Annotated in this window: 23 protein-coding genes and 1 tRNA gene; 14 read left to right on the top strand and 10 right to left on the bottom strand. The window is 64.2% G+C overall.

Going from position 1 to position 24460, the window contains the following annotated elements; translation table 11 throughout:
* The first annotated feature begins 102 nt into the window (after positions 1 to 102).
* The 8 genes from argH to IPF49_10535 all read left to right on the top strand — a co-directional run bounded on the left by argH (position 103) and on the right by IPF49_10535 (position 9111).
* The gene (gene argH / locus IPF49_10570) at positions 103 to 1512 is read left to right on the top strand and encodes an argininosuccinate lyase (GenBank protein MBK6288057.1); all 1410 of its coding nucleotides are present in this window, start codon (positions 103 to 105) and stop codon (positions 1510 to 1512) included.
* A 29-nt stretch (positions 1513 to 1541) separates the two neighbouring features.
* On the top strand, positions 1542 to 4412 hold the full coding sequence (locus IPF49_10565; protein ID MBK6288056.1) for a class I adenylate cyclase: 2871 nt from the start codon (positions 1542 to 1544) through the stop codon (positions 4410 to 4412).
* A 92-nt stretch (positions 4413 to 4504) separates the two neighbouring features.
* The gene (locus IPF49_10560) at positions 4505 to 4582 is read left to right on the top strand and encodes a lipoprotein (protein MBK6288055.1); all 78 of its coding nucleotides are present in this window, start codon (positions 4505 to 4507) and stop codon (positions 4580 to 4582) included.
* A 26-nt stretch (positions 4583 to 4608) separates the two neighbouring features.
* Positions 4609 to 5868, top strand: coding sequence for a diaminopimelate decarboxylase (gene lysA, locus IPF49_10555; GenBank protein ID MBK6288054.1), 1260 nt, complete (start codon positions 4609 to 4611; stop codon positions 5866 to 5868).
* Positions 5869 to 5870: 2 nt separating this feature from the next.
* The gene (gene dapF, locus IPF49_10550) at positions 5871 to 6701 is read left to right on the top strand and encodes a diaminopimelate epimerase (GenBank protein MBK6288053.1); all 831 of its coding nucleotides are present in this window, start codon (positions 5871 to 5873) and stop codon (positions 6699 to 6701) included.
* Entirely contained in the window at positions 6698 to 7411 is a 714-nt protein-coding gene (locus IPF49_10545; GenBank protein MBK6288052.1) for a DUF484 family protein, read from the top strand. The genes dapF and IPF49_10545 overlap by 4 nt, the downstream gene beginning before the upstream one ends.
* Positions 7368 to 8339 (top strand): tyrosine recombinase XerC, encoded by a 972-nt coding sequence (xerC, locus tag IPF49_10540; protein MBK6288051.1) that lies wholly within the window; start codon positions 7368 to 7370, stop codon positions 8337 to 8339. The genes IPF49_10545 and xerC overlap by 44 nt, the downstream gene beginning before the upstream one ends.
* 61 nt (positions 8340 to 8400) lie before the next feature.
* Complete coding sequence (locus IPF49_10535; GenBank protein MBK6288050.1) at positions 8401 to 9111, top strand: HAD family hydrolase; 711 nt, start codon at positions 8401 to 8403, stop codon at positions 9109 to 9111.
* Here the strand turns inward: IPF49_10535 and IPF49_10530 are convergent.
* The 5 genes from IPF49_10530 to IPF49_10510 all read right to left on the bottom strand — a co-directional run bounded on the left by IPF49_10530 (position 9108) and on the right by IPF49_10510 (position 12411).
* Positions 9108 to 9356 (bottom strand): hypothetical protein, encoded by a 249-nt coding sequence (locus tag IPF49_10530; protein MBK6288049.1) that lies wholly within the window; start codon positions 9354 to 9356, stop codon positions 9108 to 9110. The genes IPF49_10535 and IPF49_10530 overlap by 4 nt on opposite strands.
* Positions 9357 to 9527: 171 nt before the next feature.
* Positions 9528 to 9866: a P-II family nitrogen regulator gene (gene glnK, locus IPF49_10525; GenBank protein MBK6288048.1), complete on the bottom strand. Its 339-nt coding sequence runs from the start codon at positions 9864 to 9866 to the stop codon at positions 9528 to 9530.
* An 87-nt stretch (positions 9867 to 9953) separates the two neighbouring features.
* Positions 9954 to 11270 carry an ammonium transporter gene (locus IPF49_10520; protein ID MBK6288047.1) on the bottom strand — a complete coding sequence of 439 codons (1317 nt, stop codon included), beginning with the start codon at positions 11268 to 11270 and terminating at the stop codon, positions 9954 to 9956.
* 38 nt (positions 11271 to 11308) lie between these two features.
* Complete coding sequence (locus IPF49_10515; GenBank protein ID MBK6288046.1) at positions 11309 to 11647, bottom strand: P-II family nitrogen regulator; 339 nt, start codon at positions 11645 to 11647, stop codon at positions 11309 to 11311.
* A gap of 41 nt (positions 11648 to 11688) precedes the next feature.
* Entirely contained in the window at positions 11689 to 12411 is a 723-nt protein-coding gene (locus tag IPF49_10510; protein MBK6288045.1) for a hypothetical protein, read from the bottom strand.
* Between the two features lie 302 nt (positions 12412 to 12713).
* On the opposite strand from IPF49_10510, the gene IPF49_10505 reads away from it, so the two are divergent.
* Together IPF49_10505 and IPF49_10500 are read left to right on the top strand one after the other, a co-directional pair.
* On the top strand, positions 12714 to 12974 hold the full coding sequence (locus tag IPF49_10505; protein ID MBK6288044.1) for an accessory factor UbiK family protein: 261 nt from the start codon (positions 12714 to 12716) through the stop codon (positions 12972 to 12974).
* A 36-nt stretch (positions 12975 to 13010) separates the two neighbouring features.
* Positions 13011 to 14516, top strand: coding sequence for a YifB family Mg chelatase-like AAA ATPase (locus tag IPF49_10500; GenBank protein ID MBK6288043.1), 1506 nt, complete (start codon positions 13011 to 13013; stop codon positions 14514 to 14516).
* A gap of 51 nt (positions 14517 to 14567) precedes the next feature.
* Here the strand turns inward: IPF49_10500 and IPF49_10495 are convergent, their stop codons facing one another.
* From IPF49_10495 to IPF49_10485, 3 genes are all read right to left on the bottom strand, one after another.
* On the bottom strand, positions 14568 to 15320 hold the full coding sequence (locus IPF49_10495) for a DUF4197 domain-containing protein (GenBank protein MBK6288042.1): 753 nt from the start codon (positions 15318 to 15320) through the stop codon (positions 14568 to 14570).
* Positions 15321 to 15482: 162 nt separating this feature from the next.
* Positions 15483 to 17204: an EAL domain-containing protein gene (locus IPF49_10490; protein MBK6288041.1), complete on the bottom strand. Its 1722-nt coding sequence runs from the start codon at positions 17202 to 17204 to the stop codon at positions 15483 to 15485.
* Positions 17205 to 17429: 225 nt separating this feature from the next.
* The gene (locus IPF49_10485; protein MBK6288040.1) at positions 17430 to 17813 is read right to left on the bottom strand and encodes a cytochrome c5 family protein; all 384 of its coding nucleotides are present in this window, start codon (positions 17811 to 17813) and stop codon (positions 17430 to 17432) included.
* Between the two features lie 742 nt (positions 17814 to 18555).
* Between IPF49_10485 and IPF49_10480 the strand changes: the two genes are divergently transcribed.
* Positions 18556 to 18632 (top strand) — tRNA-Arg (locus IPF49_10480).
* A gap of 58 nt (positions 18633 to 18690) precedes the next feature.
* Here the strand turns inward: IPF49_10480 and IPF49_10475 are convergent.
* Together IPF49_10475 and IPF49_10470 are read right to left on the bottom strand one after the other, a co-directional pair.
* Complete coding sequence (locus IPF49_10475; protein ID MBK6288039.1) at positions 18691 to 19935, bottom strand: amidohydrolase; 1245 nt, start codon at positions 19933 to 19935, stop codon at positions 18691 to 18693.
* A gap of 28 nt (positions 19936 to 19963) precedes the next feature.
* Positions 19964 to 20839, bottom strand: coding sequence for an SDR family NAD(P)-dependent oxidoreductase (locus tag IPF49_10470; GenBank protein ID MBK6288038.1), 876 nt, complete (start codon positions 20837 to 20839; stop codon positions 19964 to 19966).
* Positions 20840 to 21039: 200 nt separating this feature from the next.
* On the opposite strand from IPF49_10470, the gene IPF49_10465 reads away from it, so the two are divergent.
* The 3 genes from IPF49_10465 (at position 21040) to pbpG (ending at position 24460) form a co-directional block, all read left to right on the top strand.
* A complete protein-coding gene (locus IPF49_10465) occupies positions 21040 to 23202 on the top strand; it encodes a molybdopterin-dependent oxidoreductase (protein ID MBK6288037.1) in 2163 nt (720 codons plus the stop codon).
* A 39-nt stretch (positions 23203 to 23241) separates the two neighbouring features.
* Positions 23242 to 23508 carry a hypothetical protein gene (locus IPF49_10460; GenBank protein ID MBK6288036.1) on the top strand — a complete coding sequence of 89 codons (267 nt, stop codon included), beginning with the start codon at positions 23242 to 23244 and terminating at the stop codon, positions 23506 to 23508.
* A gap of 82 nt (positions 23509 to 23590) precedes the next feature.
* On the top strand, positions 23591 to 24460 hold the full coding sequence (gene pbpG / locus IPF49_10455) for a D-alanyl-D-alanine endopeptidase (protein MBK6288035.1): 870 nt from the start codon (positions 23591 to 23593) through the stop codon (positions 24458 to 24460).

Below are 24460 nucleotides of genomic sequence, written 5' to 3'. Positions count from 1 at the left end.
AACCCAAGCGCTAGTTTAGTCCGCAAACGGCGGCGACGGGTCCGACGCCCTCCGGCGCGCTGCTATAATCGCGCGCCGGTTCACAGCTGCACCAAGGAAACCATGGACAAAGAACCTGTTGCCAAGCCCTGGGGCGGGCGTTTCAGCGAAAGTATCGATGCGTTCGTGGAGCGCTTCACCGCTTCGGTCGGGTTCGATCACCGCCTGGCGCCACACGATATCCGCGGCTCGCTCGCACATGCCTCGATGCTGCAACGCGCGGGACTGCTGAGCGAAGCCGAGCACGCCGCGATCAGGAGTGGACTCGAGACACTCGGCACCGAGATCGGTGAAGGACGGTTCGAGTGGAGCGTGGCGCTCGAAGACGTGCACATGAATATCGAGGCGCGGCTCACGGACCGTATCGGCATCGCCGGCAAGAAGCTCCATACCGGTCGCTCGCGCAACGACCAGGTCGCCACCGACATGCGCCTGTTCCTGCGCGCCGAGATCGATCGGATCGCGACCGAACTCACCCGCCTGCAACACGCGCTGGTCGATATTGCCACGCGCGAGGCCGCCACCATCATGCCCGGCTTCACCCATCTGCAGACCGCGCAGCCGGTGACTTTCGGCCACCACATGCTGGCCTGGAACGAGATGCTGGAACGCGATCACGGCCGCCTGCTCGATTGCCGGCGTCGCGTGAACAGTTGCCCGCTGGGCGCCGCGGCGCTGGCCGGTACCAGTTACCCGATCGACCGCGCCTACACCAGCGCGCTGCTCGGTTTCGATGCGCCCAGCGCCAACAGCCTCGACGCGGTGGCGGATCGCGATTTTGCGATCGAGTTCTGCGCTTTCGCGGCCCTGCTGATGACCCACCTGTCGCGTTTCAGCGAGGAACTGGTGCTGTGGACCTCGGCGCAGTTCGGCTTCGTGAACCTGCCGGATCGCTTCTGCACCGGCTCGTCCATCATGCCGCAGAAAAAGAATCCCGATGTGCCCGAACTGGTGCGCGGCAAGAGCGGGCGCGTGACCGGGCACCTGATGGGCCTGCTGATGCTGATGAAATCGCAGCCGCTCGCCTACAACAAGGACAACCAGGAGGACAAGGAACCGCTGTTCGATACCGTCGATACGGTGCGCGATTGCGTGCACGCGTTCGCCGACATGATGCCGGCACTCAGCGTCAACGCGGCGGTCATGCGCGAGGCGGCGCGGCGCGGTTTTGCCACCGCGACGGATCTGGCGGATTACCTGGTACGCCGCGGCATGGCGTTTCGCGATGCCCACGAAGTGGTCGGTCGCGCGGTCGCCGCCGGCGTCGCCAGCGGCACCGATCTCGCGGACATGTCCCTGGAACAGCTGCGCGGCTTCAGCGCGCAGATCGATGCCGACGTATTCGAGGTGCTGACCCTGGAGGGTTCGGTAGCCGCCCGCGATCATCTCGGCGGCACCGCGCCGCGGCAGGTCGCACAGGCGGCGCTCGCCGCACGCGCGCGGCTCGAGGCACGAACGGCTCCACCCGGGTAGCGCGCCGGCACTCCTCTATACTAAGCGGCATGCCGAGCAAAGCCGCATCCCCTTCGATTCCCGAGGAAGGCATCGACCGCAAGCAGTTGCGGCTCGCGCTGACGCGTTTTCGCGCAATCAGCGCAGCGCGGCTCGCGCGCGTACGCGCGATGCTCACGCAACGCCAGCGGCATTTCATCGACCTGTTACCGCTGTTGCTGCATGCCAACCACCCGGCCCTGCCAGGCTATGTCTCGCAGCAAACACCCTGCGGGATCAGCGGTTATACGCCGCCGGCGCAGGTCCTGTCGCTGGCACGACGCGTCGCGCTCAGCTTCGGCTACCAGCGCCCGGCAGCCAGCGAGGCGCAGGTGCACGGCGTGTACCTGATGGGCAGTTCGGGCACGCTCGGACACTCCGACGGCAGCGACCTCGACGTGTGGATCTGCTATCCGGAGCAGCTCGACGGTAAACAGCTCGCTCTGCTGCAGAAGAAGGCGGAACGCTTGCAGCACTGGGCGCGCGAGGGCGGATTCGAGGCGCACCTGTTCCTGATGAATGGCGAGAAATTCAAACGCGGGCAACGCGAGCCGCTGACCGGAGAGAACTGCGGCTCGGCACAGCACTATCTGCTGCTCGACGAGTTCTACCGCACCGGTATCCTGCTGGCCGGTCGCTTGCCGGCCTGGTGGCTGGTGCCCCCGGCCGCCGAAGCGCATTACGCGCAATTCTGCCGCCAGCTCACCAAGAAGCGTTACGTCAAGAGCGCCGAGCTGGTGGACTTTGGCGGTATCTCCTCGATTCCGCAGGGAGAGTTTGTCGGGGCGGGAATCTGGCAGCTCTACAAGGCGATCGACTCGCCGTTCAAATCGGTGCTGAAACTGTTGCTGTTCGAGGTCTATGCGGCGCAATTCCCGCGCACCGAAAGTCTCAGCACCGATTACAAGCGCGCGGTCCACCAGGGCGTGGTCGATATCGACGAGCTCGATCCCTACATGATGGTCTACCGGCGCCTGGAACGCCATTTGCTGCGGCGCGAGGAACCGGAGCGCCTCGAGATCGTACGCCGCTGCCTCTATTACAAGGCTGGCACGAAACTGTCCCGCCCTGCATCGCAGGACATCGACACCTGGCAACGCAACCTGATGACGCGGCTCACCGAGGAGTGGGGATGGGACGCGCACAAGCTCGCAAAGCTCGATTCGCGCCCGGACTGGAACATCCATGAAGTCGGTGCGGAGCGCAACGAGCTGGTAAGGGAATTGACCTACAGCTACCGCTTCCTGGCGGAATTCGCCGGCCAGAGCGAGGCGGGAGCATCGATCGATGCGCACGAATTCAGCATTCTCGGTCGCAAGCTGTACGCGGCATACGAACGCAAGGCCGGCAAGATCGAAGCCGTCAATCCGGGTCGCGCCCGCAACGTCGCGGAGCGCGAGCTCAGCATATGCACCCGTGCGGCACCTGCGCAGGAAGCCGCCGATTCGCCCTGGATCGCGCTCCCCGGGATCGTCGCGCCGCGCGCCGCACCAACCGCAAGCGCGCTCAGGCAAAGCGCCTGCCTCACCGAACTGCTGGCCTGGTGCGTGCTCAACGGCGTGATCGGAAAGCATTCACGGCTCGCCACACGCGAGGCTTTCGACGGGCTGCGTCAATCCGAACTGCGCCGCATGCTGGCGGACCTGCGCGAACTGGTGGATGCCAGCACCAGCCCCGAGCGGCTCGACGACGAAGCCTTTGCCAGCCCCGCGCAGCCCCTCGAATTGCTCGCCTTCGTGAATGTTGCGGCCGATCCGCTGCGTCACATGCGCGAGCAGGGCCTGCAGCGCGTGACCAACCGTACCGATTCCCTGGATTTCAGCGCGCTGCGGGAAAACCTGGTGCTGAATATCGAAACCGTGCAGTGCAACAGCTGGGGAGAAATCGTGGCGACTCGCTACGTACGCGAGGACGGCCTGATCCGCTGCCTGCGTGACTATCTGCAGCTGATAGCGGCCGGCAATGCACGCCCGCATCTCGCGATCCGCTGCTACTGCGCCAGTCGCTCCACCGCGATCGCCGCCCGGGTCGAGCAGCTGTTCGAGGACCTCGGACGCAGCTTCGGCGGCGCCGGCTTGCACGATGCGCGCTACGTGCTCGCGATCGGCAGCCGTCTGCACCTGATGCAGCTGCACGACGGCGTGGTGAGTGCGCAAAGTGCCGCTGACCTGAAGCAGCTGTATGCGCTGCTCGGCCAGGCGTGCGCCACCTGGAGCCCGCTGACCATCGATCGTTACGCCCTTCGGGACTCGGCACTGCCCACCATCTGCCGCCACATCGGTGCCGGGCGCGTCACGGTATTTTGCGGTAGCGACGACGCGGCACTGGAGATCACGGTCATCGACGAACAGGGATCTTTCTTTCACGCCCGCCATGACGATGCGCACGAGGGGCCGGCACTGTGTGCCCTCGACCAGTTTCTGGCCGCGGTTCGCTACCGCCAGAACGGTGCCGCGCTGCCGCCCTCGGCGGGCCCCGGAGGCGGCGCCGGTCCGCGGTTCTACCGTCTGTCGCGAACCGGCAACCGTGGCGAGCGTGAGGTACAGCACCTGACACTACCCGCGGACAAGCGTGCCGTTCCATTTCTGGACCTGCAGGCCATTGGCGAGAAGGGGGAGGGGGACGAGTTGCTTTACACGGTATATTGCAACGGGATCGCGTTTTCGCAACGCGAGCTCGGTGACGCCTTTCCCGGGCAACTGGCAGCGCATGTGCGTGCCCGGCGCAGCGCCGGCGCACACTACCCGATCTATCTCACCGATATCGATCTGAGTGCACTCGCCGGCAACACCCGGCAGACCCTGCAAACGGTCCACTACCTGCAGCACAAACAGCTGCTCGAGCAGCGCATCGAGCTGGCGCTGCGCGACGCGCCGACCTGAATCCCGCAGGCCGGCGCAAGCGAGCTATAATCCGCGCTCACTCAGCTGGGGTTACCCTCGTGCGCCTGTTCCTGTTCGCCTGCATTCTCGTCATGCTCTCCGGCTGCGGCCAGAAAGGTCCGCTTTTCCTGCCGCCCGATCCACCACCTGCACCAGCAGGCACCCCCTGAGTCCAGCAACCAGTATCGGGATCACGATGGACGCTTTCTGCTACCAGGATGACCTGCTCGTTGCCGAGCAGGTTTCACTCGAGAGTATTGCCGCGCGTTTTGGCACTCCGACATACGTCTACTCGCGTGCGGTCATCGAGACGCAGTACGACGCGTTCGCGCAGGCGCTCGCCATCCACCCGGCACACCTGATCTGTTATGCGGTAAAAGCCAATTCGAACCTCGCGGTGCTGGATCTGCTGGCCCGTCGGGGCGCCGGCTTCGATATCGTTTCCGGGGGCGAACTGGCGCGCGTGCTGAGCGTGAGTGCCGATCCGCAACGCATCGTGTTCTCCGGCGTGGCAAAGTCCGCGGCCGATATCGTGACCGCGCTCGATGCGGGCATATTGTGCTTCAACGTCGAGTCGGAGGCCGAACTCGAACGCCTGCAGACGATCGCGGCACAACGCGGCGCCGAGGCAGCGGTTTCGATCCGGGTAAACCCGGATGTGGATGCCGAAAGCCATCCCTATATTTCCACCGGTCTGCGCGACAACAAGTTCGGCGTCGAGATCGGTGCCGCCGGCGCACTGTATGCGCACGCCGCCACCCTGCCCAATATCCGCGTGCGCGGCATCGATTGCCATATCGGATCACAGCTGACCTCGCTCACCCCGTTTGTCGATGCACTGGATCGGGTGCTGGCACTGGTCGACCAGCTTCGCGAACGCGGCATCGTGCTCGAGCACGTGGATGTCGGTGGTGGCCTCGGTGTGTGTTATCGCGACGAGCAACCACCGTCACCGCAGGCGTATGCCGCGGCGCTGCTGTCACGCCTGGGTCCGCGCCGCCTGAGCCTGATAACCGAGCCCGGGCGCGTGATCGTCGCGCGCGCCGGCATCCTGCTGACGCGCGTGGAGTATCTCAAGCGCAACGGCGAGCGCCGCTTCGCACTGGTCGATGCCGGGATGAACGACCTGATCCGGCCATCCCTTTACGGCGCATGGATGGGCATAGAATCCGTCCGGCGCAACGCACGCGCCGAACCGGCACTCTACGACGTGGTTGGACCGGTCTGCGAATCGAGCGATTTTCTCGGCAAGGAGCGGCTGCTGGCGCTGACCGCCGGCGACCTGTTGGCGGTGAGCGGCGCGGGCGCCTACTCTTTCGTGATGAGCTCCAATTACAACTCCCGGGCACGCCCTGCCGAGGTGATGGTCGATCGTGGCACCGCCTATCTGGTCAGGGCGCGCGAGAGCTTTGCCGACCTGGTGCGGGGCGAGAACCTGCTGCCACCGGACGCCTGACGATGCTGCTGCGCTTCACCAAGATGCACGGGCTGGGCAACGATTTCGTCGTGTTCGACCTGATCACGCAAACGCTGCGCATCGATGCCCAGCTGATCCGCCGCCTGGCCGATCGTCGTCTCGGGATCGGCTGTGACCAGGTGCTGGTGATCGAGCCGCCCACCGATCCGGAGATGGATTTCCGCTACCGGATCTTCAACCAGGACGGCACCGAGGTGGGGCAATGCGGCAACGGCGCGCGCTGCGTGGCACTGTACATCCGCGATAAACGTCTCAGCGCCAGAAATCGGCTGCGGGTGGGCACGATCGGGGGGCCGCTTGATCTCCGGCTGGGCAAGGGCATCGTGGTCAGCGTCGGCATGGGTGTGCCACGCCTGCAGCCGCAAGAAATACCATTCAAGGCCGAGCTCCAGGCCAGCAGCTATACTCTCGAGGCTGATGGTGAGTGCCTCGAGATCAGTGCCGTTTCGATGGGTAATCCGCACGCGGTACTGCTGGTAGAGAACGTTGACCTGGCCCCCGTGGCCGAGCTTGGCCCGCGCCTGGAGTGGCATCCGCGTTTCCCGGAAGGCGCCAATGTCGGCTTCATGCAGGTGGTCAATCGCACGGAAGTCCGTCTGCGCGTGTTCGAACGCGGTGCCGGCGAGACCATGGCCTGTGGCAGCGGTGCCTGTGCCGCGGTCGTGGCCGGACGGCTGCGCGGCCTGCTCGACGAGCGGGTGCGCGTCTATCTTCCTGGCGGCTACCTTCAGATCGAATGGCGCGGCGAAGGCGAGCCGCTGTTGATGAGCGGTCCCGCAACCACGGTATTCGAAGGGCAGATTGCACTATGAAAGAAGAACACGCCACGAGCTTGCGCATGCGCGACAGCGCAACGGAACTTGCGACCGAGGAGGTACTCGCCTATCTCGGGCGTCACCCGGATTTTTTCCTGCATCACGAGAACATCCTCTGCGAACTCGAGTTGCCGCACCGCGCGGGCACTGCGGTATCGCTGGTAGAGCGACAAGTCAGCCTGCTGCGCGAGCGCAACATCGAGTCGCGCCAGCGCCTGAGCCGGCTGCTCGATCACGCCCGCGACAACGACGAGCTGTTCACCAAGACCCGCCAGCTGATTCTCGCGCTGCTGGAAGCCGGCACGCTCGAACAACTCAGCCAGAGCCTGGTGCAATCGATACGACGCGAGTTCGGCGTGGAACATTGCCGGCTGCTGCTGGTGTCGGACCACGACTCGCGCTGGAGCGAGGGCGGCGAGCGCATCACGCGTGACGATGCCGAGAGCACACTGAAGAGCATGTTTCGACCGGGCAAGCCCATCGTCGGACCATTGCGCCCGCAGGAACGTGCGCTGCTGTTTGCCGCCGCTGCCGAGACGGTGCATTCGGCGGTGGTGGTGCCGGTGGGTACCGGCACTCCGCTTGCGCTGCTGGCAGCCGGCAGCAGCGATGCCCGCCGCTTTCATGGCGAGATGGGCACGCTGTTCCTGGAATTCATCGGCGATGCACTGCAGCGATTGTTGCCGCGCTTTGCAGAGCACACCTGAATTGGCGCTCGAATCGGCACTGCAAGCGGGTATCGACGACTACCTCGGCTATCTCGAAGCCACCCGCCGCGCCTCGAGGCACACGCTGGCGGCCTATCGTCGCGATCTAGCATTGCTATCGACCTGCCTTGCGCAGGCCGGCATCGACACTGCGCAGGGGATCGATGCGGCGGCGATTCGGCAGTCGGTTGCGGCGCTGCACCGGCGCGGACTGGGCAGCCGCAGTCTGCAACGCTTTCTCTCGGCCTGTCGCGGCCTGTTCAACCACCTGGTCAGCAATGGAACGCTGCGGGTCAATCCGGCGCTGGGTGTGGCGGCGCCAAAAGGGCCTCGCAAGCTGCCCGCCACGCTCGATGTGGACCAGACCGCGCGCCTGCTCGATGCCGAACCCCAAAGCTGGGAGTCACTGCGTGACGGCGCCATCATGGAGCTTTTCTACAGCTCGGGATTACGGCTCTCGGAATTGTGCCGGCTCGATCTCCCCGAGCTCGATCTCGACGGCGCCCTCGTCACGGTCACCGGCAAGGGCAACCGTACCCGCACCATTCCGCTCGGCGCCCAGGCCGCACAGGCCCTGCGGCGCTGGCTTCAGGCGCGCGGCTTGTGTGCACGCGCGGCCCATCACGCGGCGGTTTTCATCAGCCGGCGCGGCACGCGCATCAGCGTGCGCGCGGTACAGAAGCGGCTCGAGCAGCAGGGGCGCGCACGCGGTCTCAGCCAGCGCCTGCATCCCCATATGTTGCGCCATTCGTTTGCGAGCCACCTGCTCGAATCGAGCGGCGATCTGCGCGCGGTGCAGGAGATGCTCGGGCACGCCAACCTCTCGACCACCCAGATCTACACCCATCTCGATTTCCAGCACCTGGCCAAGGTCTACGACGCCGCCCATCCACGCGCCACGCGGCGGCGCGGCGGCGCTGACGACTAGCGCGGCGGCGTCGATCGATGCGCCCTGACAATCCGCCCCGTTGCGCCGCGAACGCAGCACGATGAACCGGCGCTTCCGGCTGATTACCTTCGATCTCGATGACACGCTCTGGGATGTGCGCCCGGTTCTGGTGCGCGCCGAGCAGCGCGTGAGCGAATGGCTGATGCGCCATTGCCCCGAGGTGCCGCAGCGCTTCAACCGGGCGGAACTGATGAACCTGCGTCTGCGCCTGCTGCGTGAACGCCCCGAGTTGCACCACCACGTGAGCGAGCTGCGGCGCGAGTCGATGCGGCTTGCGCTGCTCGATTGCGGCTACGCCCCGCAACAGGCCACGCAACTCGCCGCAGAGGCTTTCGCGATCTTCATCGAGGCGCGGCACGATATCGAACCCTTTGCGGATGTCGCGCAGTGTCTCGAGCAGCTGTCACGCAGCTACGTGCTCGGGGTGCTGACCAATGGCAATGCCGATGTGTTCCGGCTGTCGTTGGGCAAGTATTTCAATTTTGCTTTCAATGCCGAGGCGCTGGCGGCAAGCAAACCGCAGGCACAGCACTTCAACGCGGCGCTCGCTGCCGCGCAGACCAGCGCGGAGCACTGCATCCACATCGGGGACCATCACGAGCACGACATGCTCGGCGCACAGCGCCTCGGCATCACCACGGTCTGGTTCAATCCCGATGATCGCGCATGGCCCGGCGGAGAAGCGCCGAGGGCCGTTTTCAGGGCCTTCAGCGAGCTGGCTGCCCTGATCAACGAACTGGAGTGCAGCTAGCTGCTTTCCACCGCGGTTTTCGCGGCATCCTGCGCGCTCACATTCGGCGCTACCTGCTCGATCCGACCGCCCGAGCGCAGGAACGCCTCGATATCCGACTGCATCTGATCACGCAGCTTGCAGCGCGCTTCCAGCGAACGGGTTTCCAGGGGTTCGTCACGCGGCGGCGGCGCCTCGACCTCGATCGTGTCCGAATCAACGCTTTCGTTTTCGTTCTCGTTGTCTTCATCATCTTCTGGGGACATGGCTTTCCTTCCCGTCAGCGGCGCCCGCCATTCATCACACCCGCGCGTAATTGCCCGGCTTTCACCCGCATACTTATAGTCGAGTGTTTGTGCGAGTCAAAAACTTTTTGTTTATTTGATGCGCGCTTTTTATACCCTAAACCGAGGGTGCCCGGCTCGAGGCCAGCCTGATCAGATCGCGTCCGGGCCAGCCTCGCCGGTGCGGATGCGGATCACCTGCTCGAGCGGAGCCACGAAAATCTTGCCATCGCCGATCTTGCCGGTATTCGCCGACGCGCGTATGGCCTCGATCACCGCGTCCGTCTGGCTGTCATCAACGGCAATCTCGAGCTTCACCTTGGGCAGAAAATCCACCACGTACTCGGCTCCGCGATACAGTTCGGTGTGTCCTTTCTGACGCCCGAAGCCCTTCACTTCGCTCACCGTCACACCCTGCACGCCGATATCGGAGAGAGCCGAGCGCACGTCATCGAGCTTGAAGGGTTTGATGATGGCGGTGATGAGTTTCATGCGCGAGGCTCTCCTGCGAACGGGGGGTGTACGTGGGCGCGCATTATACCGGGATACGCAGCGTACCGCCCACACTACACCGGCAGATCAGAGGTTGTAGCCACGCTCATCGTGCAGCGCGATGTCGAGGCCCATGGTTTCATCTTCCTCGCTGACCCGCAGGCCGATCACCAGGTCGACGAGCTTCAGCAACAGGTAGCTCAGCACACCGCTATAGACCAGCGTGAACAGCACGCCCTTGGTCTGGATCCAGACCTGCAGCGCGATGTTCTCGACTTCGCCAAAGCCACCCAGGGCGGGGGCGGCGAACACACCGGTGAGAATCGCACCGACGATACCGCCGACACCATGCACACCGAACACGTCGAGCGAGTCATCGTAACCAAGCGCACGCTTGAGGCGGGTCGCGGCCAGGAAGCAGATCAGTCCGCTGGCAAAGCCGATCACCAGCGCGCCACCGGGACCGGCGGTGCCCGAAGCCGGCGTGATCGCGACCAAGCCGGCGATGGCGCCCGAGGCGATGCCGAGCACCGAGGGCTTGCCGTGCCTGAACCACTCGGCCAGCATCCAACCCAGAGCAGCGGCGGCGGTGGCGATCTGCGTTACCGCCATGGCCATGCCGGCGTTGCCGTCGGCGGCAACCGCGGAACCCGCGTTGAAACCGAACCAGCCGACCCACAGCATCGAGGCGCCGATCACGGTGTAACCGAGGTTGTGCGGGGGCATCGCGGTTCCGGGGAAGCCCTTGCGCTTGCCAAGCACCAGGCAAGCCACCAGGCCCGCGATACCGGCATTGATGTGCACCACGGTGCCGCCGGCGAAGTCGAGCACGCCCCAGTCCCACAACAGTCCACCGTCGCCGCTCCACACCATATGCGCCATCGGGAAGTAACAGACCGTCACCCACAGCGCCATGAACACCATCATCGCCGAGAACTTCATGCGCTCGGCAAAGGCACCGACGATCAGCGCCGGCGTGATGATCGCGAACGTCATCTGGAAGGTCATGAACACCGACTCGGGAACCGCCAGAACCAGCGCATCCTTGGTCATCCCGGCAAGAAAGGCCCTGGACAGCCCGCCAATGAAGGAGTTGAGGTTGGTGACGCCCGCCTCCATCCCGGTGGTGTCAAAACTCATGCTGTAGCCGTAGATGGTCCACAACACCGAGACCATCGCGGTAATCGCAAAGCATTGCATCAGGACCGAGAGCACGTTCTTCGAGCGCACCATGCCGGCATAGAACAGGGCCAGCCCCGGAATGGCCATGAATAGGACCAGCGCGGTCGCGGTCAGCATCCAGGCGGTGTCGCCGGAATTCAGTACCGGCGCGTCGTCGGCCAACGCAAGCGCGGGCAAAAGCAGTAACGAGGCGCCGAGCGCCCGGGCAATCGTGGTCTTCATGGAAGCTCCCCGTGGTTCGTGAACAGCAAGTAGCGCGCTCATACAGCCTCCTCGCCGGTTTCCCCGGTGCGGATCCGTACGGCCTGGTCGACGGCGACGACGAAGATCTTGCCGTCGCCGATCTTGCCGGTGCGCGCGGATCGGGTGATGGTCTCGATGATGTTGTCGACGATGCCGTCGGCCACCACGACCTCTATTTTCACCTTGGGCAGGAAATCGACGACGTATTCGGCGCCGCGGTAGAGTTCGGTATGGCCTTTCTGGCGCCCGAAGCCCTTGACCTCGGTGACCGTGATGCCCTGCACCCCGATCTCCGAAAGCGCCTCGCGTACATCATCGAGCTTGAAGGGTTTTATGATGGCGGTGATCATTTTCATTGCGGTTTCTCCTTGAGCCCTGGCGCGCCAGGGCAGATGTGTTACATGCTTTTCGATACCGAGAACACCAGTCGCTCGTCTCCGAGTTCGTTGCTGCCGTCGATGCTCGTACCCCAGTAGGTCAGCGCGAAATCGGCACCGAGAAACGATTTGCCCAGCGATGCGTTCCACTCCGTGTATTCGTTTTCCCCGCGGCTCTCGAATGCAATGTTGTTCACGTCGCCATCGGCCTGGTTCAGTGCCACGTGCAACCCCAGCGCAAAGTCCGCCGGCAGGGCAAAGCTGTAATCGGCGAAGTAGTAGAAGAAATCCACGTCACCGTCACCGAAGGGATCTTCCCCGAGATAGTTCCAGGAATAGTTCACGCCGACGGTGAGGTCCTTCCAGCCGAGAGCCGCCTTGACTTCGTCGTAGTCGAGGTCGGACTCACCGGCGTAGGAGTAGCGGATATAGCCGATATCGAGGCTCAGATCCTCGGTGAGACCAAATACATAGCCGCCGTAGTAGTCGATTTCGGCGGTGGCATCGCTGTTGAAATCGACGTTGGAACCCCAGGCCCCGACATAGAAGCCGCAGTATTCGAGATCCAGTCCGCCCTGGACAGCCGCGTTCTCCTGGGTCTGCGACTGCCCGCGGAACACATACTCCGAGGCAAGGCTCACATTTCCGCTGATGGCGAGTTCGTCCCCGGCGACAACCGGCAGGCTGAGGCCTGCACCAACCGCGGCCAGGACAAACGTATTCACGAACAACTTGGTTTTCATCGACTGTCTCCGTAACAGTAAGGTTTGACCATGTTTCAACTGCATGCTGCAGTGCGAAACTCGATATGCCTTTTGCAGCGCACGTGCCAGCTTGATAAAAACCTTTTAAACCAATGAATTAGGATATTTCCAGGACGAAAATGGCGCGCGATGAGGAAATCAACCGGAGTCTTTTGCACCGATTCAACGCACCCGCACCGCGTTTGTGCATCGCGCCGCGGCCAGTCCTCGCATCCTCGGCCACACCATTTGTGCGCGGCATGGTTTAGAATCCCTGCGGCAAACGTTTGCCCGGAATCCCGATGATCAACGACAACCTGTTGCGCAACCTCGGCGATCAGCTCGGCCGCTTCATCAGCGACGCGGGCGCGCGCGAGGACATGCAGAAAAGCCTCAACACCATCGTGCAGACCGCGTTTGCACGGCTCGATCTCGTAACCCGCGAACAGTTCGACGCACAACTCGAAACCCTGGAGCGCACCCGGGCACAGCTGGCGGAACTCGAAGCGGAAGTTGGCCGGTTGCAGCAGCAACTGGCGGAACTGGAGCGGGCCACGGAATAGGCCCGCGTTCGTCAACCATGTATCCAGGGAAGGATCATGTCATTTGCAACCGTCGACACCCGCGCCCAGATCGGAATTTCCGCCCCGCCGGTACGCGCCGAGATCCACATTTCGGGCGGCCTGCCACGCATGGCGATCGTCGGGCTGCCCGAAACCGCGGTGCGTGAAAGCAAGGACCGGGTGCGCAGCGCGCTGCTCAACACCCAGTTCAAGGTTCCCGCGTCACGCGTGACGATCAATCTCGCACCCGCCGATCTGCCGAAGGAAGGCGGGCGTTACGATCTCGCGATCGCACTCGGGATTCTCGGCGCATCGGGGCAGATCGATCCACGCAGTCTCGAGGGATTCGAGTTTCTCGGCGAACTGGCGCTGAGCGGAGAAATCCGCAGCGTCACCGGCGCACTGCCCGCGGCCATCGCCTGCCATGCGAACGGCAAGGCACTGATCGTGCCCGGGGCGAATGCCGCCGAGGCAGCGCGGATTCCCGGTGCCTGCGTGATTCCCGCGCAACATCTGCTGCAGGTGTGCGCGCATCTCAGCGGCGCGGCGCTGACCGACACCCAGGCACCCGACAGCCCTGTGCACGCAGCGCCGGACGCCGATATGGCCGATGTACGCGGGCAGGCTCGCGCCAAGCGCGCATTGGCGATTGCGGCCGCGGGAAAACTGCACCTGCTGATGAGTGGCCCGCCGGGTACGGGCAAAACCATGCTGGCCACCCGCATGCCCGGCATCCTGCCGCCGATGGAGACAGCGGAATGGCTCGAAGTGGCCTCGATCCGTTCCGTGGCGGGCCTCGGGGATTTTGCTCCAGAGGGTTATCAGCGCCCGTTCAGGATGCCGCACCACAGTGCCTCCGGCGCGGCACTGGTCGGTGGTGGCAGCCATCCGCGCCCGGGCGAGATCACGCTCGCCCACCAGGGCGTGCTGTTCCTGGACGAGTTGCCGGAATGGCCGCGGCGCCTCCTCGACCTGCTGCGCGAACCGCTCGAGTCGGGCGAGATCATGGTGGCGCGCGCGCTGCGCAGGGTGTGCTTTCCGGCGCGCTTCCAGTTGCTCGCGGCGATGAATCCCTGCCCGTGCGGCTACCTCGGATCGGGCTTTCGCGATTGCCGTTGCACCCCGGACCAGGTGGGTCGCTACCGCGAACGGCTGTCCGGTCCGTTGCTCGATCGCTTCGATATGCTGGTCGAGGTCTCGCGTCCCGGCGCGGCGCTGTTCGAGCGCACCGACACGCATCCCGAGGAACCCAGTCACAGCATCCGCGAACGGGTGATCGCCGCGCGCGAGCGGCAACTGTCGCGCCAGGGTTGCAGCAACAGCGAACTGCGGGGCCGGGAGCTGGAACGCGTGGTCTGCCTGGGCGACGAGGATCGCGCGTTCCTGGTGGCCGCCATCGAGCGCTGGGGATTGTCGGCGCGTGCTTATCACCGCGTGCTCCGCGTGGCGCGCAGCATTGCGGACCTGGATGCCTGCGACGCGATCGCGTCGGCGCATATTGCCGAAGCGCTGGCGTATCGGATCGGGGAAACGCGCGACTGAAAAGCGGCGGTGGCCGGAATGCAGATCGTCACGACCTCCGCAATCGACGCGTCAGCGCGCCACCGATCCGAACACCTTCTGCAACAGATCGCTGCTGCGTTCAAGCGGGTTCGTGCGAATCGCCTTTTCCTCTTCGGCCACCTTCAGAAACAACCCGTCGAGGGCTTTCTCGGTCACGTAGCTGTCAATATCCAGCGAATCGCCAACCAGTCCACTGGCGGGTCCAGCCTTTTTGAGCAGGCGCTTGTAGGCGCTCGTCACGCCGGCAGCATCGGTGGCGCGCTTCACGATCGGCATCATCGCCTGCGTCAGGTCAGCGCCGGTCTTGGCGCGAAAGTACTGCGTGGCCGCGTCATCCGGACCCGTCAGGATCTTCTTCGCATCCACGATACTCATGTCACGCACCGCATCACCGACGATATCCGATGCCAGCGGCACGGCCTTCTCCGCGGCGCGATTCACCGTCACCAGAAACTCGTCGACTGCATCACCCTGGCCCATCATGCGCAGCAGCTTTTCTGCCTTCTCGAGCGACCCCGGCAGCGGTATGCGCACACTTGCATCGTCGAGATAGCCGCCCTTCCTGCCGAGCTCCTTGATCGCGCGCTCGGTGCCAACGGCCAGCGCTTCCTTCAAGCCACCATCCATCTCGACGCTGCTGAGTCCGGAAAGCTGGCTGCCGGCACCCGTGTTGCCGACGTTGCCCACCACGGCATCCAGCTGGTCCTTCCAGTCAGCATGACCGGATATCGCCAGCATCAATGCCACGGTACCTGTCGCAACGATCAACGCCCTGTGCTTCATTTCCTTTGCTCCCGTCCGGTTTCGTTTTCATGTTACGCCACAGAGCTGCGAGCGCAAACCAGAGCATGGAGCAAAGGTAAAAGGGCGAGTACGCTCGAGGAGGTCGCGGACTACGCGTCCGGTGGCGGCTGGAGCGGGAAATCAGTTTGCTGTCGTGCTGGCTCAGGCGGTAAGAGACAGATCGCGCCGCACGAATTCCAGCAGCTCGGCGAATTTCACCGGCCTGGAGTAGAAAAAGCCCTGGACCTGGTCGCAGGCGTGATCGCGCAGGAAACCCACCTGCTCGACGGTTTCCGCACCCTCGGCGATCACCGCGAGGCCGAGGTTATGTGCGAGCGAGATCATCGCCTTCACGATGGTTGCATCGCCCTGCATGCTGGTGACGTTCTGCACGAAACTGCGGTCGATCTTCAGCGCGCCGATCGGCAGACGCTGGATGTGCGCAAACGAGGAATAGCCGGTGCCGAAATCATCGAGCGAGAAGGTCGGTCCCATCGCGCGGATGGTCTGCATGCTGCGCTCCGTCTCCTCGAAATGCGACATGATGGCAGTTTCGGTCAGCTCGAATTCGAGACGGTGCGGATCGATCACCGCGCTGTCGATGATATTGCCGACCGTCTCGACGAACTTCACGTCGAGAAATTGCCGGAACGAGAGGTTCACCGCCACGTGGATCGGCTCCATGCCACGCGCATCCATGGCGCGCATGTCCTGGCAGGCCTGGTGTATCACCCAGTATCCGAGCGGCACGATCAGTCCGACTTCCTCGGCGAGCGGTATGAAGTCCGCCGGCATCACCAGCCCGCGCACCGGATGATTCCAGCGCAGCAGGGCTTCGACACCGGCGACGCGCGCATCGTCGAGCGATATGCGCGGCTGGTAATACAGTTCGAACTCGCCACGGCGCAGACCCCGGCGCAGATCCGCCTCGAGGTACATCTGGTTCATCGCTTCGACATTCAGCTTTTCGGTGTAGAAACGATAGGCGCTGCCGCGCAAACCCTTGGCCTGGTACATGGCCATGTCGGCATGCTTGAGCAGCGAGTCGACATCCTGACCGCCTTCGGGATAGACCGCGATGCCGATGCTGCAGCCGACCGTGATCTGCTGTCCGCCCACCGTGACCGGACGCGAGACGACATCGATGGCCTTGCGGGCCACGTTGACGATATCCGCGGTGGTCTCGATGTCTTCGAGTATCACCGTGAATTCATCGCCCCCGATACGCGCCACGCTGTCGCTCTTGCGCATGCACGCGCTGAGTCGTTCCGCGACGCAGCGGATCAATTCGTCACCGGCGTCGTGGCCAAGGGTGTCGTTGACCTGTTTGAATCCGTCGAGATCCATGAAAAACAGCGCCACGGCCTGGTTGCCACGCCGTGCACGCTCGACCGCGCGCTGCAACCGATCCCGGAACAGGATGCGATTTGGCACGTTGGTGAGCGGATCATAGTGCGCGAGGCGGGCAAGTTTCAGCTCGGCCTCCTTGCGATCGATTGCGTAGCGGATCGCGCGCTCGAGCACCAGCGAGTCGATACGCCCCTTGATCAGATAATCGGACGCGCCGCTGCGAATCGCCTCGCGATCGACGTTGCGATCCATCTCGTCGGTCATCACGATGATCGGGCGGGTACAGTTGTGCTGTACGGCCTTGGCGAGCAGGCCGCTGCCCTTGACGCGGTCGCTCTGGTAGTCGAGCAGTATCACGTCATGCAGATCGGCGGCGATTGCCTCGAGGGCATGACCGGATTGCCGGCACCACGTGAGTTCGTAGGCATTCGGTCCAACCGCACTCAGGAGTTGTCCGATCAGCGCGTACTCGGCGGGGTCCTGATCTATCAGGAGAACGCGGATTGCCTTGTCGCCGATAGCACCTGAATCCATTTGCCGTCGCGTTCTGCTGCCGTGCGCGGCCCGCCCCGATAGGCAAAGCCAAATTGATGATGTCGCAAACCCGATAGCTGGTTATAGGCGACAACGGCACATTTTTCTAATCGTGCGTGAAATTTCCCGGCTTAAAACACGACCGATGCAGGCTCTCGCGGCTGTTGCGCCACATCGATCGTGTGTTTTTTGACCAGGGTTCGCCGGTCGAACCAGCATCCGTGGCTATTGGCTCCTGGACACCATGTATTCAACCGCGAGCTTGATTTCCTCGTCGGAACAGTTCATGCACGTGCCTTTGGGCGGCATGCCACGAATGCCACTGAGCGCGTGGCTGACCAGGGTTTCCTCGCCCTGCGCGATACGTGGCGCCCAATCGGCCGCCACCGCGATTTTCGGGGCACCGGCCAGGCCGGAATCATGACAGGCCACACACGCGGCGCCGTATACCTGCTCGCCCGAGCGAGGGCCGCTGGCAACGGCCGCGACCGGAGCCGCGCAATCGCTCTTGCCCTGGATGCACACCTCGCCGACCGGCTTGATCCGGTCGATGAGTTCCTGCTCGAGATCGGTTGCTGCAATGGAAGCCATTGCCGCCATTACCGCCATCACACCGGCAGCCGTAATCCACAATTCGCGCTTGATCGACACTTGGGCAAACCTCTCGGCTGGGACATTGAACCGCACGATTGCCGCGAAGCAATATGGCGCGTGAAACGCGGCGGATTATAGCCATATGCTTCCCATGCGGGAAACCGCCCGCCAAATTTTGACGATGGACGCTCCCCCGGGGCGCGGTTATGATGCCCGCCGTTGCCAGTTGCCCCCGTACGAACGCCACGAGCCTGCAACGAGTGGCCGGGTCCGGCGCCACCGGCGACGGGGAGCGCTGCGCAGGCCGTCAGGCCTGCCGGTTGCAGTAGGCGAAAGTGTTGAGAATGAGATGAAGTTTTGCGCCCGTAGCTCAGCTGGGTGAGTACGGGAAAAGCCGAAGCATCGCTTCGGCCCGTACGAACGCCACGAGCCTGCAAGCGAGTGGCCGGACCCGGCGCCGCAGGCGACGGGGAGCGCTGCGCAGGCCGTCAGGCCTGCCGGTTCAACGAGTGGCCGGACCCGGCGCCGCAGGCGACAGCGCCGCAGGCCGTCAGGCCTGCCGGTGATGAAATGAGATGAAGTTTTGCGCCCGTAGCTCAGCTGGGTGGTACGAACGCCCGACCGCAAGCGGCCCGCCGGCGCGAAAGGTTGAGAATGAGATGAAGTTTTGCGCCCAAAGCCGCTGCCGCCCGGCCGCAACCCCGCAGGCCCCAGGCCCGGCCCGCCGGTGAACGTGTTGAGAATGAGATGAAGTTTTGCGCCCGTAGCTCAGCTGGATAGAGCGCTGCCCTCCGGAGGCAGAGGTCAGGGGTTCGAATCCCTTCGGGCGCGCCAAACACAAAGGGATCCTGGAAAGGATCCCTTTGCGTTTGGGCATTCTGATGGATTTGATTCAACGCCCACTGCGAATGGCCGCTATCGACGGCCCGATCCGGTCCGCGATCGGCTGCAGGGCGGCCAGGTCGAAGCCATAGGCCCGCGCGGCATTCAGGCCGAGAATCGCGCGGATCTCGTCTTCCGGGTATTCACCGAAGGTGGCATTGAGCGCCTTCATGGTGTTTGGCCAAGTGCCCTCGAGGTGCGGGTAGTCCGAGCCCCACATCAGGCGGTCCACGCCGATCTGGTGGCGGAAACGCCCTTCGTGCTCGGGCATGAACGAGGCCCCGACAAAGCAGTTGCGCGCGAAGTACTCGCTTGGCGAGAGTGACAGCCCCTTCCTGAAATGCCTGAACATCGGGTTCGCGGCCTTGAACTCGAGCACCCGCAGCTTCTCGACCACCCAGCCCACACCGGTCTCGGTGAGCATGTACCTGATGCGCGGATAGCGCTCGAACACACCCGACCACAGCAGCGCGGTGAACGGGCGCTGGGCAAACATGTCGACCTCGCTGATGAACATGGCGGTCGCACTGGGGACGTCACCGTAATCGGGCGACCATCCGGAGTGCGACTGCAGCGGCATGTCCAGCTCCTCGCACACGGCCCATATCGGCTCGTAACGCGGATGGTGATAGAACGGATGGGCACCGGTGCTGGTCGGCAGCAACACGCCGCCCCACAGCCCCATCTCCCTGGCGGCGCGGATTTCCCTGACCGAGGCGTCGATGTCTTCGACATCGATCAGCGCCACGCCCGCATGGCGCTGCGGATTCGCCCGGCACAGATCGGCCAGCCAGCGATTGTAAGCCTGGCAACCGACGAAACTCTGCTCGGGCGTGACTGCAAAGCGGTATTGCATCAGGCCCGCGCCAAAGGGCGCCATCTGAGGGAAAATCACCTCGCCCGCGATGCCGTCCGCATCGAGTTCACGGATACGCACGGTGGCATCGAATTCGCCGCGGCGCGGCGCAAACGGGCTGCTCGCATCGCTCAGCATGCCGAGCACATCTTCATCACTCAGCCGGGTGCCGGGGTCCGAGAATGCGCGCATGCGCCCGCCGCCCTCACCGACCTGTTCGGCGTAGGTCTCGACCGCCTCCTGGTCGAAAAAAGTCCCGGCACGTGCGTACATCTCCCGTGCATACCCGATCCACCAGGCGTTGGCGGCCTCGTGGTAGCGCCGGGGCATGTACTCGTTGTAGGTCACCGGCAGCGCGCCGGCGTGGCAATCGGAACTGATGATCGTGACTCTCGACATGACGGCTTCCTCGTTCACGGATGGGCGCTCAACCGAGCCCCATGTGCTGGAGCTCGATCGGGCATTCGCCGCGCGCAAGTTTTGCGGCACGCTCGCGCAATGTCTGCTCCATGGTTTCGCGCCCGATCATGATCACGAAATCCCCGTTGCGGATGCCCTCGAGCGCGAATTGCGCGAGTTCATCGAGATCCTGCACCGGCAGATCGAAGCCGGCCTTGCGCGCACCCTCCATGAACGCATCGAAGGTGGTCTCGCGCGCCGGATCGACCTGCTGCTTGCGTGCAAGCGCGGCGGGGCGGTTACGTTTCGTGGTCCAGATACCGGTGGGAAGCATCCCGCCCGACGGATAGAAGATCGCCGCGCGCAGCCTGGTGCCGCGACCGATGAGCTGCGCCGCGAGACACTCGGTCATGATCGAGACCGCCGCCTTGCTCGAGGCATACACCACCTGCTGCGCGAGCGGCGAGATGCCACCGTCACCGGAGGAGGTGTTCATCACGAAACCCTCCTCGCCGGAGGCGATCATGCGCGGCACGAAGGCCTGCACGCCGTGCGCGACCCCGTTCACGTTGACGCCGTGCACCCATTGAAAGTCCGAGGGCTCGGTCTCCCACAGGTCCAGGTTGGGAGCGGAAACGCCGGCGTTATTGCACAGGATATGGCAGGCACCGTGGATCGCGAACACCTGATCGGCCAGCGCTTTCACCGACTCCGGGCTGGAAACATCGGTGACCACGCCGCACACGGTGCCACCGAGTTCCCGCGTCGCGGCCTCGAGCGCGCGCGCCTCGACATCGGCAATCACCACTTTCATGCCCGCGCCGAGGAAGGCCCTGGCCAGCGCCTTGCCGATTCCGCTCGCGCCGCCCGTAACCACCGCCACCCGGTCCTTGAATTCTTTCATTGCATTCGCCCCGCGTTGTTGTTCGATTCGTGGCTCACGGTATCGGGGTCCGGGGCGCGTGGCAATCAGGAGTTTGATCACAATTCGGATGATGCAGCTCCACGCATGGCGGCGAGTGCCCGCTTTGCGCTAATCTCGCGGTGATGGTTTCATCGCGCGAGGCACACCAATCAGCAGCGCGCTGGGTACGGAGCTACGCCATGAGCGTCGAAACTCGAAAGACCTACTGCCGCTTCTGCCTCGGCTGCTGCGCGATCGATGTCGATGTCGAGGATGGGCGCCCGGTGGCGCTGCGCGGCGATGCCGGCAATCCGCTGAGCGGCGGCTATACCTGCCTGCGCGGCCGCGAACTGATCACGATGCACACGCACCCGGAGCGCATTCGCACGGCGCTGAAGCGCGACGGTGCGGGCTTCGTCTCCATTCCGCTCACCCGGGCACTCGACGAGATTGCGGCCAGGACCCGCGAGCTGATCGCGCGCGACGGCCCCCGCGCGATCGCCACCTATAACGGCAGCTGGGCTTATTCAAACTACCCCACGCTATCGGTATCGAAGGCTTTCCATCGTGCGATCGGGTCCACCAGCCTGTATTCCCCGATGACGCTCGATCAGCCGGCCAAGGCCTTCATGCCGTTTCGATTCGGCATCTGGGGCGGCGGCCTGCACACCTTCAGCGACTCCGACGTCGCAATGTGGATCGGCAACAATCCGTTGCTGTCGCAGTACGCCGCCAAGGGCGGGTTGCCGGTCTACAACCCTTACCGGCGGCTGCAGGATGCATTGAACAACGGCCTGAAGCTGATCGTGATCGACCCACGGCGCACCGAGGTCGCACGCCGCGCCACGCTGCACCTGCAACCGCGCCCGGGCGAGGACGCGACCCTTCTCGCAGGAATACTGCGGATCATTCTCGACGAGCAACGTCACGACCGGGCGTTCTGCGAGGCGTACGTCGATAGCCTGGAGGCGTTGCGCAGCGCCATCGACGGCTTCACCCCGCAATACGTGGCGCGACGCTGCGATGTGCCGCTGACACAGATCTACCAGGGAGCACGGCTTTTTGCCGACGCGCGCCGGGGCGCCGCAACCACTGGAACCGGCCCCGAAATGGCCCCGCGCGGCTCGCTCACCGAGCACCTGGTGCTGACCCTGAACACCGTCTGCGGTCGCTATTACCGCGAGGGCGAAGTGCCACCGACGGCTGCGCCGCTGAGCGCGCCGCAGCCGCTGCGTGCGGAAGTCGTGTTCCCGCCCCGCCCGTGGGGCGAAGGCATGGCGAAGTCGCGCTTTCGCGGTCTCACCCAGATCGGTGGCGAGATGCCCTGCAACGTGATGGCCGACGAGATCCTCACCCCCGGGGAGGGGCGCATCCGCGCCCTGTTCTGCGTGGGCGGCAATCCGATGGTGGCCTTTCCCAACCAGGTGAAAATGGGCGCCGCCATGGATGACCTCGAACTGCTGGTCGCGATCGACCCGTGGATGTCGGCTACCGCGAAGCGCGCGCACTATATCCTGCCGCCGCTGCTGGCGCTGGAGCGCGCCGATGCGACACTGCTCGGCGAGCTGTACTTCGAACAGCCTTATGCGCACTACACCGAGCGCGTGCTGGAGCCCGAGGGCGAGATGATCGAGGAGTGGGAATTCTACTGGGAACTCGCGCAGCGCCTCGGGGTGGAGCTGGTGGTAAACCGCCAGCCCTTGCCGACCGATCGAAGACCGGACAAGTACGCGCTGACCGCGATCCTGAGCCGCGGCTCGCGGATACCGCTGGCCACCGTGCGCGAGGATACCGCGACGCAGGGCGGCCGTTTCTACCCCGAGGCGCGCAGCGCCGTCGGGCCGCGCCGCCCGGGCAATACCAACCGCTTTCGCCTGTTGCCCGACGAGGTGCCGGCGCAGCTGGCTGCGCTGCTGGCCGAGACACTGGACGAGGAGGGCAGGCCCGCCGCGATCGCCGGGGCGGGCTACACGCACCTGCTCACCTCGCGCCGCATCCGCCAGTTCTTCAACTCGACCGGGCACAATTTCCCGCGCCTGCGCGACAAGGGCACGACCAATTACGCCTATATGCACCCGGACGATCTGCGACGCCTCGGCATTGCCCCCGACACCCTGATCGAGATCCGTTCGGAAAGCGGCGCGATCGTCGGCGTGGCACGTCCCGGCGAGGATCTGCGCCCCGGAATCATTTCGATGGCACATGCCTTCGGCGATATCGACAGCGACGCCGGCAATGTGCGCGCGCAGGGCAGCTCCACCAACCGCCTGGTCAACGACGAGACCTGTTTCGATCCGATCACCGGGCAGGCGCGCCAGAGTGCCATACCCGTCAGCGTCCGCCGTGTTCCCGGGTTGCAATGAGCGAGCGATCCGAACTCCATCTGCTGGACTCCGGCTTTGGTGCGCGCTGCGAGGCCGCTCCATCGGCAGCCGGGGACGGGCCGCGAGAGCCATGTACTGCTGTCCTGTCTCAGTCCGCTGGCCCTGACCAGCATCCGTCGCACATTGAAAGAAGGGCTTTTCGGCGAAGTGAGCGCTCAGTACGCAACCTCCCTGGACAGTATCCGGCAAAAATTCGCGGACCATGGCTTTGGCCTGGTTGCCGATATCGCCCGTCTGCCCGTGCTGCACACGCTGCATCTCGCGATATTCGTGCGCAATGAATAAGCCTGCCGATTAGCTGGCCGATTGGGCAATTGTCTATTACTCTGCAAGTGTCACGGTTGTTTTGTACAAGGATCTGAAGCCCATGCCATTCCCGGTAGTACTTCGTGCGGCGCTCGCGGGGCTGGTTTGCGCCGTGTTCGCCTGCGCCACCGCAAATGCCCAGCCCCGCACACCCGACCCCAAGCGGTTGCAGCTCGCCTCGTCGATGGCAGTGGTGTTCGATGCCCAGACCGGCAAGGTGTTGTACGCGAAAAACGCCGACAGCAGCGCTCCGATCGCCTCGATCACCAAGTTGATGACCGCGATGGTGGTGCTCGACGGCAAGCTGCCGATGGACGAGATGCTGACCATTTCCGGGGACGATGTGGACCGCCTCAAGGGCACCTACTCGCGCCTGCGCATCGACACCCGGCAGTCACGCAAGGAAATGCTGCGCCTGGCCCTGATGTCTTCCGAGAACCGCGCCGCCTCGGCGCTCGGGCGCCACTACCCGGGTGGCAGGGCCGCGTTCATCGAGACAATGAACAAGAAGGCAAAAGCGCTGCGGATGACACACACGCATTTCGCCGATTCCACCGGCCTGTCCAGCCAGAACCAGGCCTCGGCCGGCGACTTGGTGCTGATGGCACAGGCCGCCAGCCAGTACTCCCTGATCCGCGAGTTCACCACCACCGCGCAACGCACCGTGAGCTTCCCGCAGCCGCGCTATTCGCTCGACTTCGTGAACACCAACCGCCTGGTGCGCGGGGGATCCTGGGACATCCAGCTCAGCAAGACCGGATTCACCAACGAAGCCGGTCGCTGCCTGGTCATGAAGACCCGGGTCGGCAATCGTCCGCTGGTGATGGTGTTGCTCGATTCGCAGGGCAAACTGACCCCGCTCGGCGATGCCAACCGCATCAAGCGCTGGCTCGAAACCGGCAGCAGCGGTCCTGCACCGCGCGCCGCCTGA

The organism is Gammaproteobacteria bacterium (assembly GCA_016705365.1).
Taxonomy (GTDB): Bacteria; Pseudomonadota; Gammaproteobacteria; order Pseudomonadales; family UBA5518; genus UBA5518.
The sequence above is the reverse complement of the archived record's forward strand: the minus strand, read 5'-3'. Positions and strand labels throughout refer to the sequence as shown.

Excerpts from the sequence above, each read along its gene's own strand:
- lysA (MBK6288054.1), top strand. The coding sequence starts at position 4,609 with ATGGACGCTTTCTGCTACCAGGATGACCTGCTCGTTGCCGAGCAGGTT.
- IPF49_10545 (MBK6288052.1), top strand. The coding sequence starts at position 6,698 with ATGAAAGAAGAACACGCCACGAGCTTGCGCATGCGCGACAGCGCAACG.
- IPF49_10565 (MBK6288056.1), top strand. The coding sequence starts at position 1,542 with ATGCCGAGCAAAGCCGCATCCCCTTCGATTCCCGAGGAAGGCATCGAC.
- glnK (MBK6288048.1), bottom strand. The coding sequence starts at position 9,866 with ATGAAACTCATCACCGCCATCATCAAACCCTTCAAGCTCGATGACGTG.
- IPF49_10465 (MBK6288037.1), top strand. The coding sequence starts at position 21,040 with ATGAGCGTCGAAACTCGAAAGACCTACTGCCGCTTCTGCCTCGGCTGC.
- IPF49_10485 (MBK6288040.1), bottom strand. The coding sequence starts at position 17,813 with ATGGCGGTAATGGCGGCAATGGCTTCCATTGCAGCAACCGATCTCGAG.
- xerC (MBK6288051.1), top strand. The coding sequence starts at position 7,368 with ATGCACTGCAGCGATTGTTGCCGCGCTTTGCAGAGCACACCTGAATTG.
- IPF49_10530 (MBK6288049.1), bottom strand. The coding sequence starts at position 9,356 with ATGTCCCCAGAAGATGATGAAGACAACGAGAACGAAAACGAAAGCGTT.
- dapF (MBK6288053.1), top strand. The coding sequence starts at position 5,871 with ATGCTGCTGCGCTTCACCAAGATGCACGGGCTGGGCAACGATTTCGTC.
- IPF49_10560 (MBK6288055.1), top strand. The coding sequence starts at position 4,505 with ATGCTCTCCGGCTGCGGCCAGAAAGGTCCGCTTTTCCTGCCGCCCGAT.
- IPF49_10470 (MBK6288038.1), bottom strand. The coding sequence starts at position 20,839 with ATGAAAGAATTCAAGGACCGGGTGGCGGTGGTTACGGGCGGCGCGAGC.
- IPF49_10520 (MBK6288047.1), bottom strand. The coding sequence starts at position 11,270 with ATGAAGACCACGATTGCCCGGGCGCTCGGCGCCTCGTTACTGCTTTTG.
- IPF49_10505 (MBK6288044.1), top strand. The coding sequence starts at position 12,714 with ATGATCAACGACAACCTGTTGCGCAACCTCGGCGATCAGCTCGGCCGC.
- pbpG (MBK6288035.1), top strand. The coding sequence starts at position 23,591 with ATGCCATTCCCGGTAGTACTTCGTGCGGCGCTCGCGGGGCTGGTTTGC.
- IPF49_10490 (MBK6288041.1), bottom strand. The coding sequence starts at position 17,204 with ATGGATTCAGGTGCTATCGGCGACAAGGCAATCCGCGTTCTCCTGATA.
- IPF49_10510 (MBK6288045.1), bottom strand. The coding sequence starts at position 12,411 with ATGAAAACCAAGTTGTTCGTGAATACGTTTGTCCTGGCCGCGGTTGGT.
- IPF49_10495 (MBK6288042.1), bottom strand. The coding sequence starts at position 15,320 with ATGAAGCACAGGGCGTTGATCGTTGCGACAGGTACCGTGGCATTGATG.
- IPF49_10500 (MBK6288043.1), top strand. The coding sequence starts at position 13,011 with ATGTCATTTGCAACCGTCGACACCCGCGCCCAGATCGGAATTTCCGCC.
- IPF49_10535 (MBK6288050.1), top strand. The coding sequence starts at position 8,401 with ATGAACCGGCGCTTCCGGCTGATTACCTTCGATCTCGATGACACGCTC.
- argH (MBK6288057.1), top strand. The coding sequence starts at position 103 with ATGGACAAAGAACCTGTTGCCAAGCCCTGGGGCGGGCGTTTCAGCGAA.
- IPF49_10515 (MBK6288046.1), bottom strand. The coding sequence starts at position 11,647 with ATGAAAATGATCACCGCCATCATAAAACCCTTCAAGCTCGATGATGTA.
- IPF49_10475 (MBK6288039.1), bottom strand. The coding sequence starts at position 19,935 with ATGTCGAGAGTCACGATCATCAGTTCCGATTGCCACGCCGGCGCGCTG.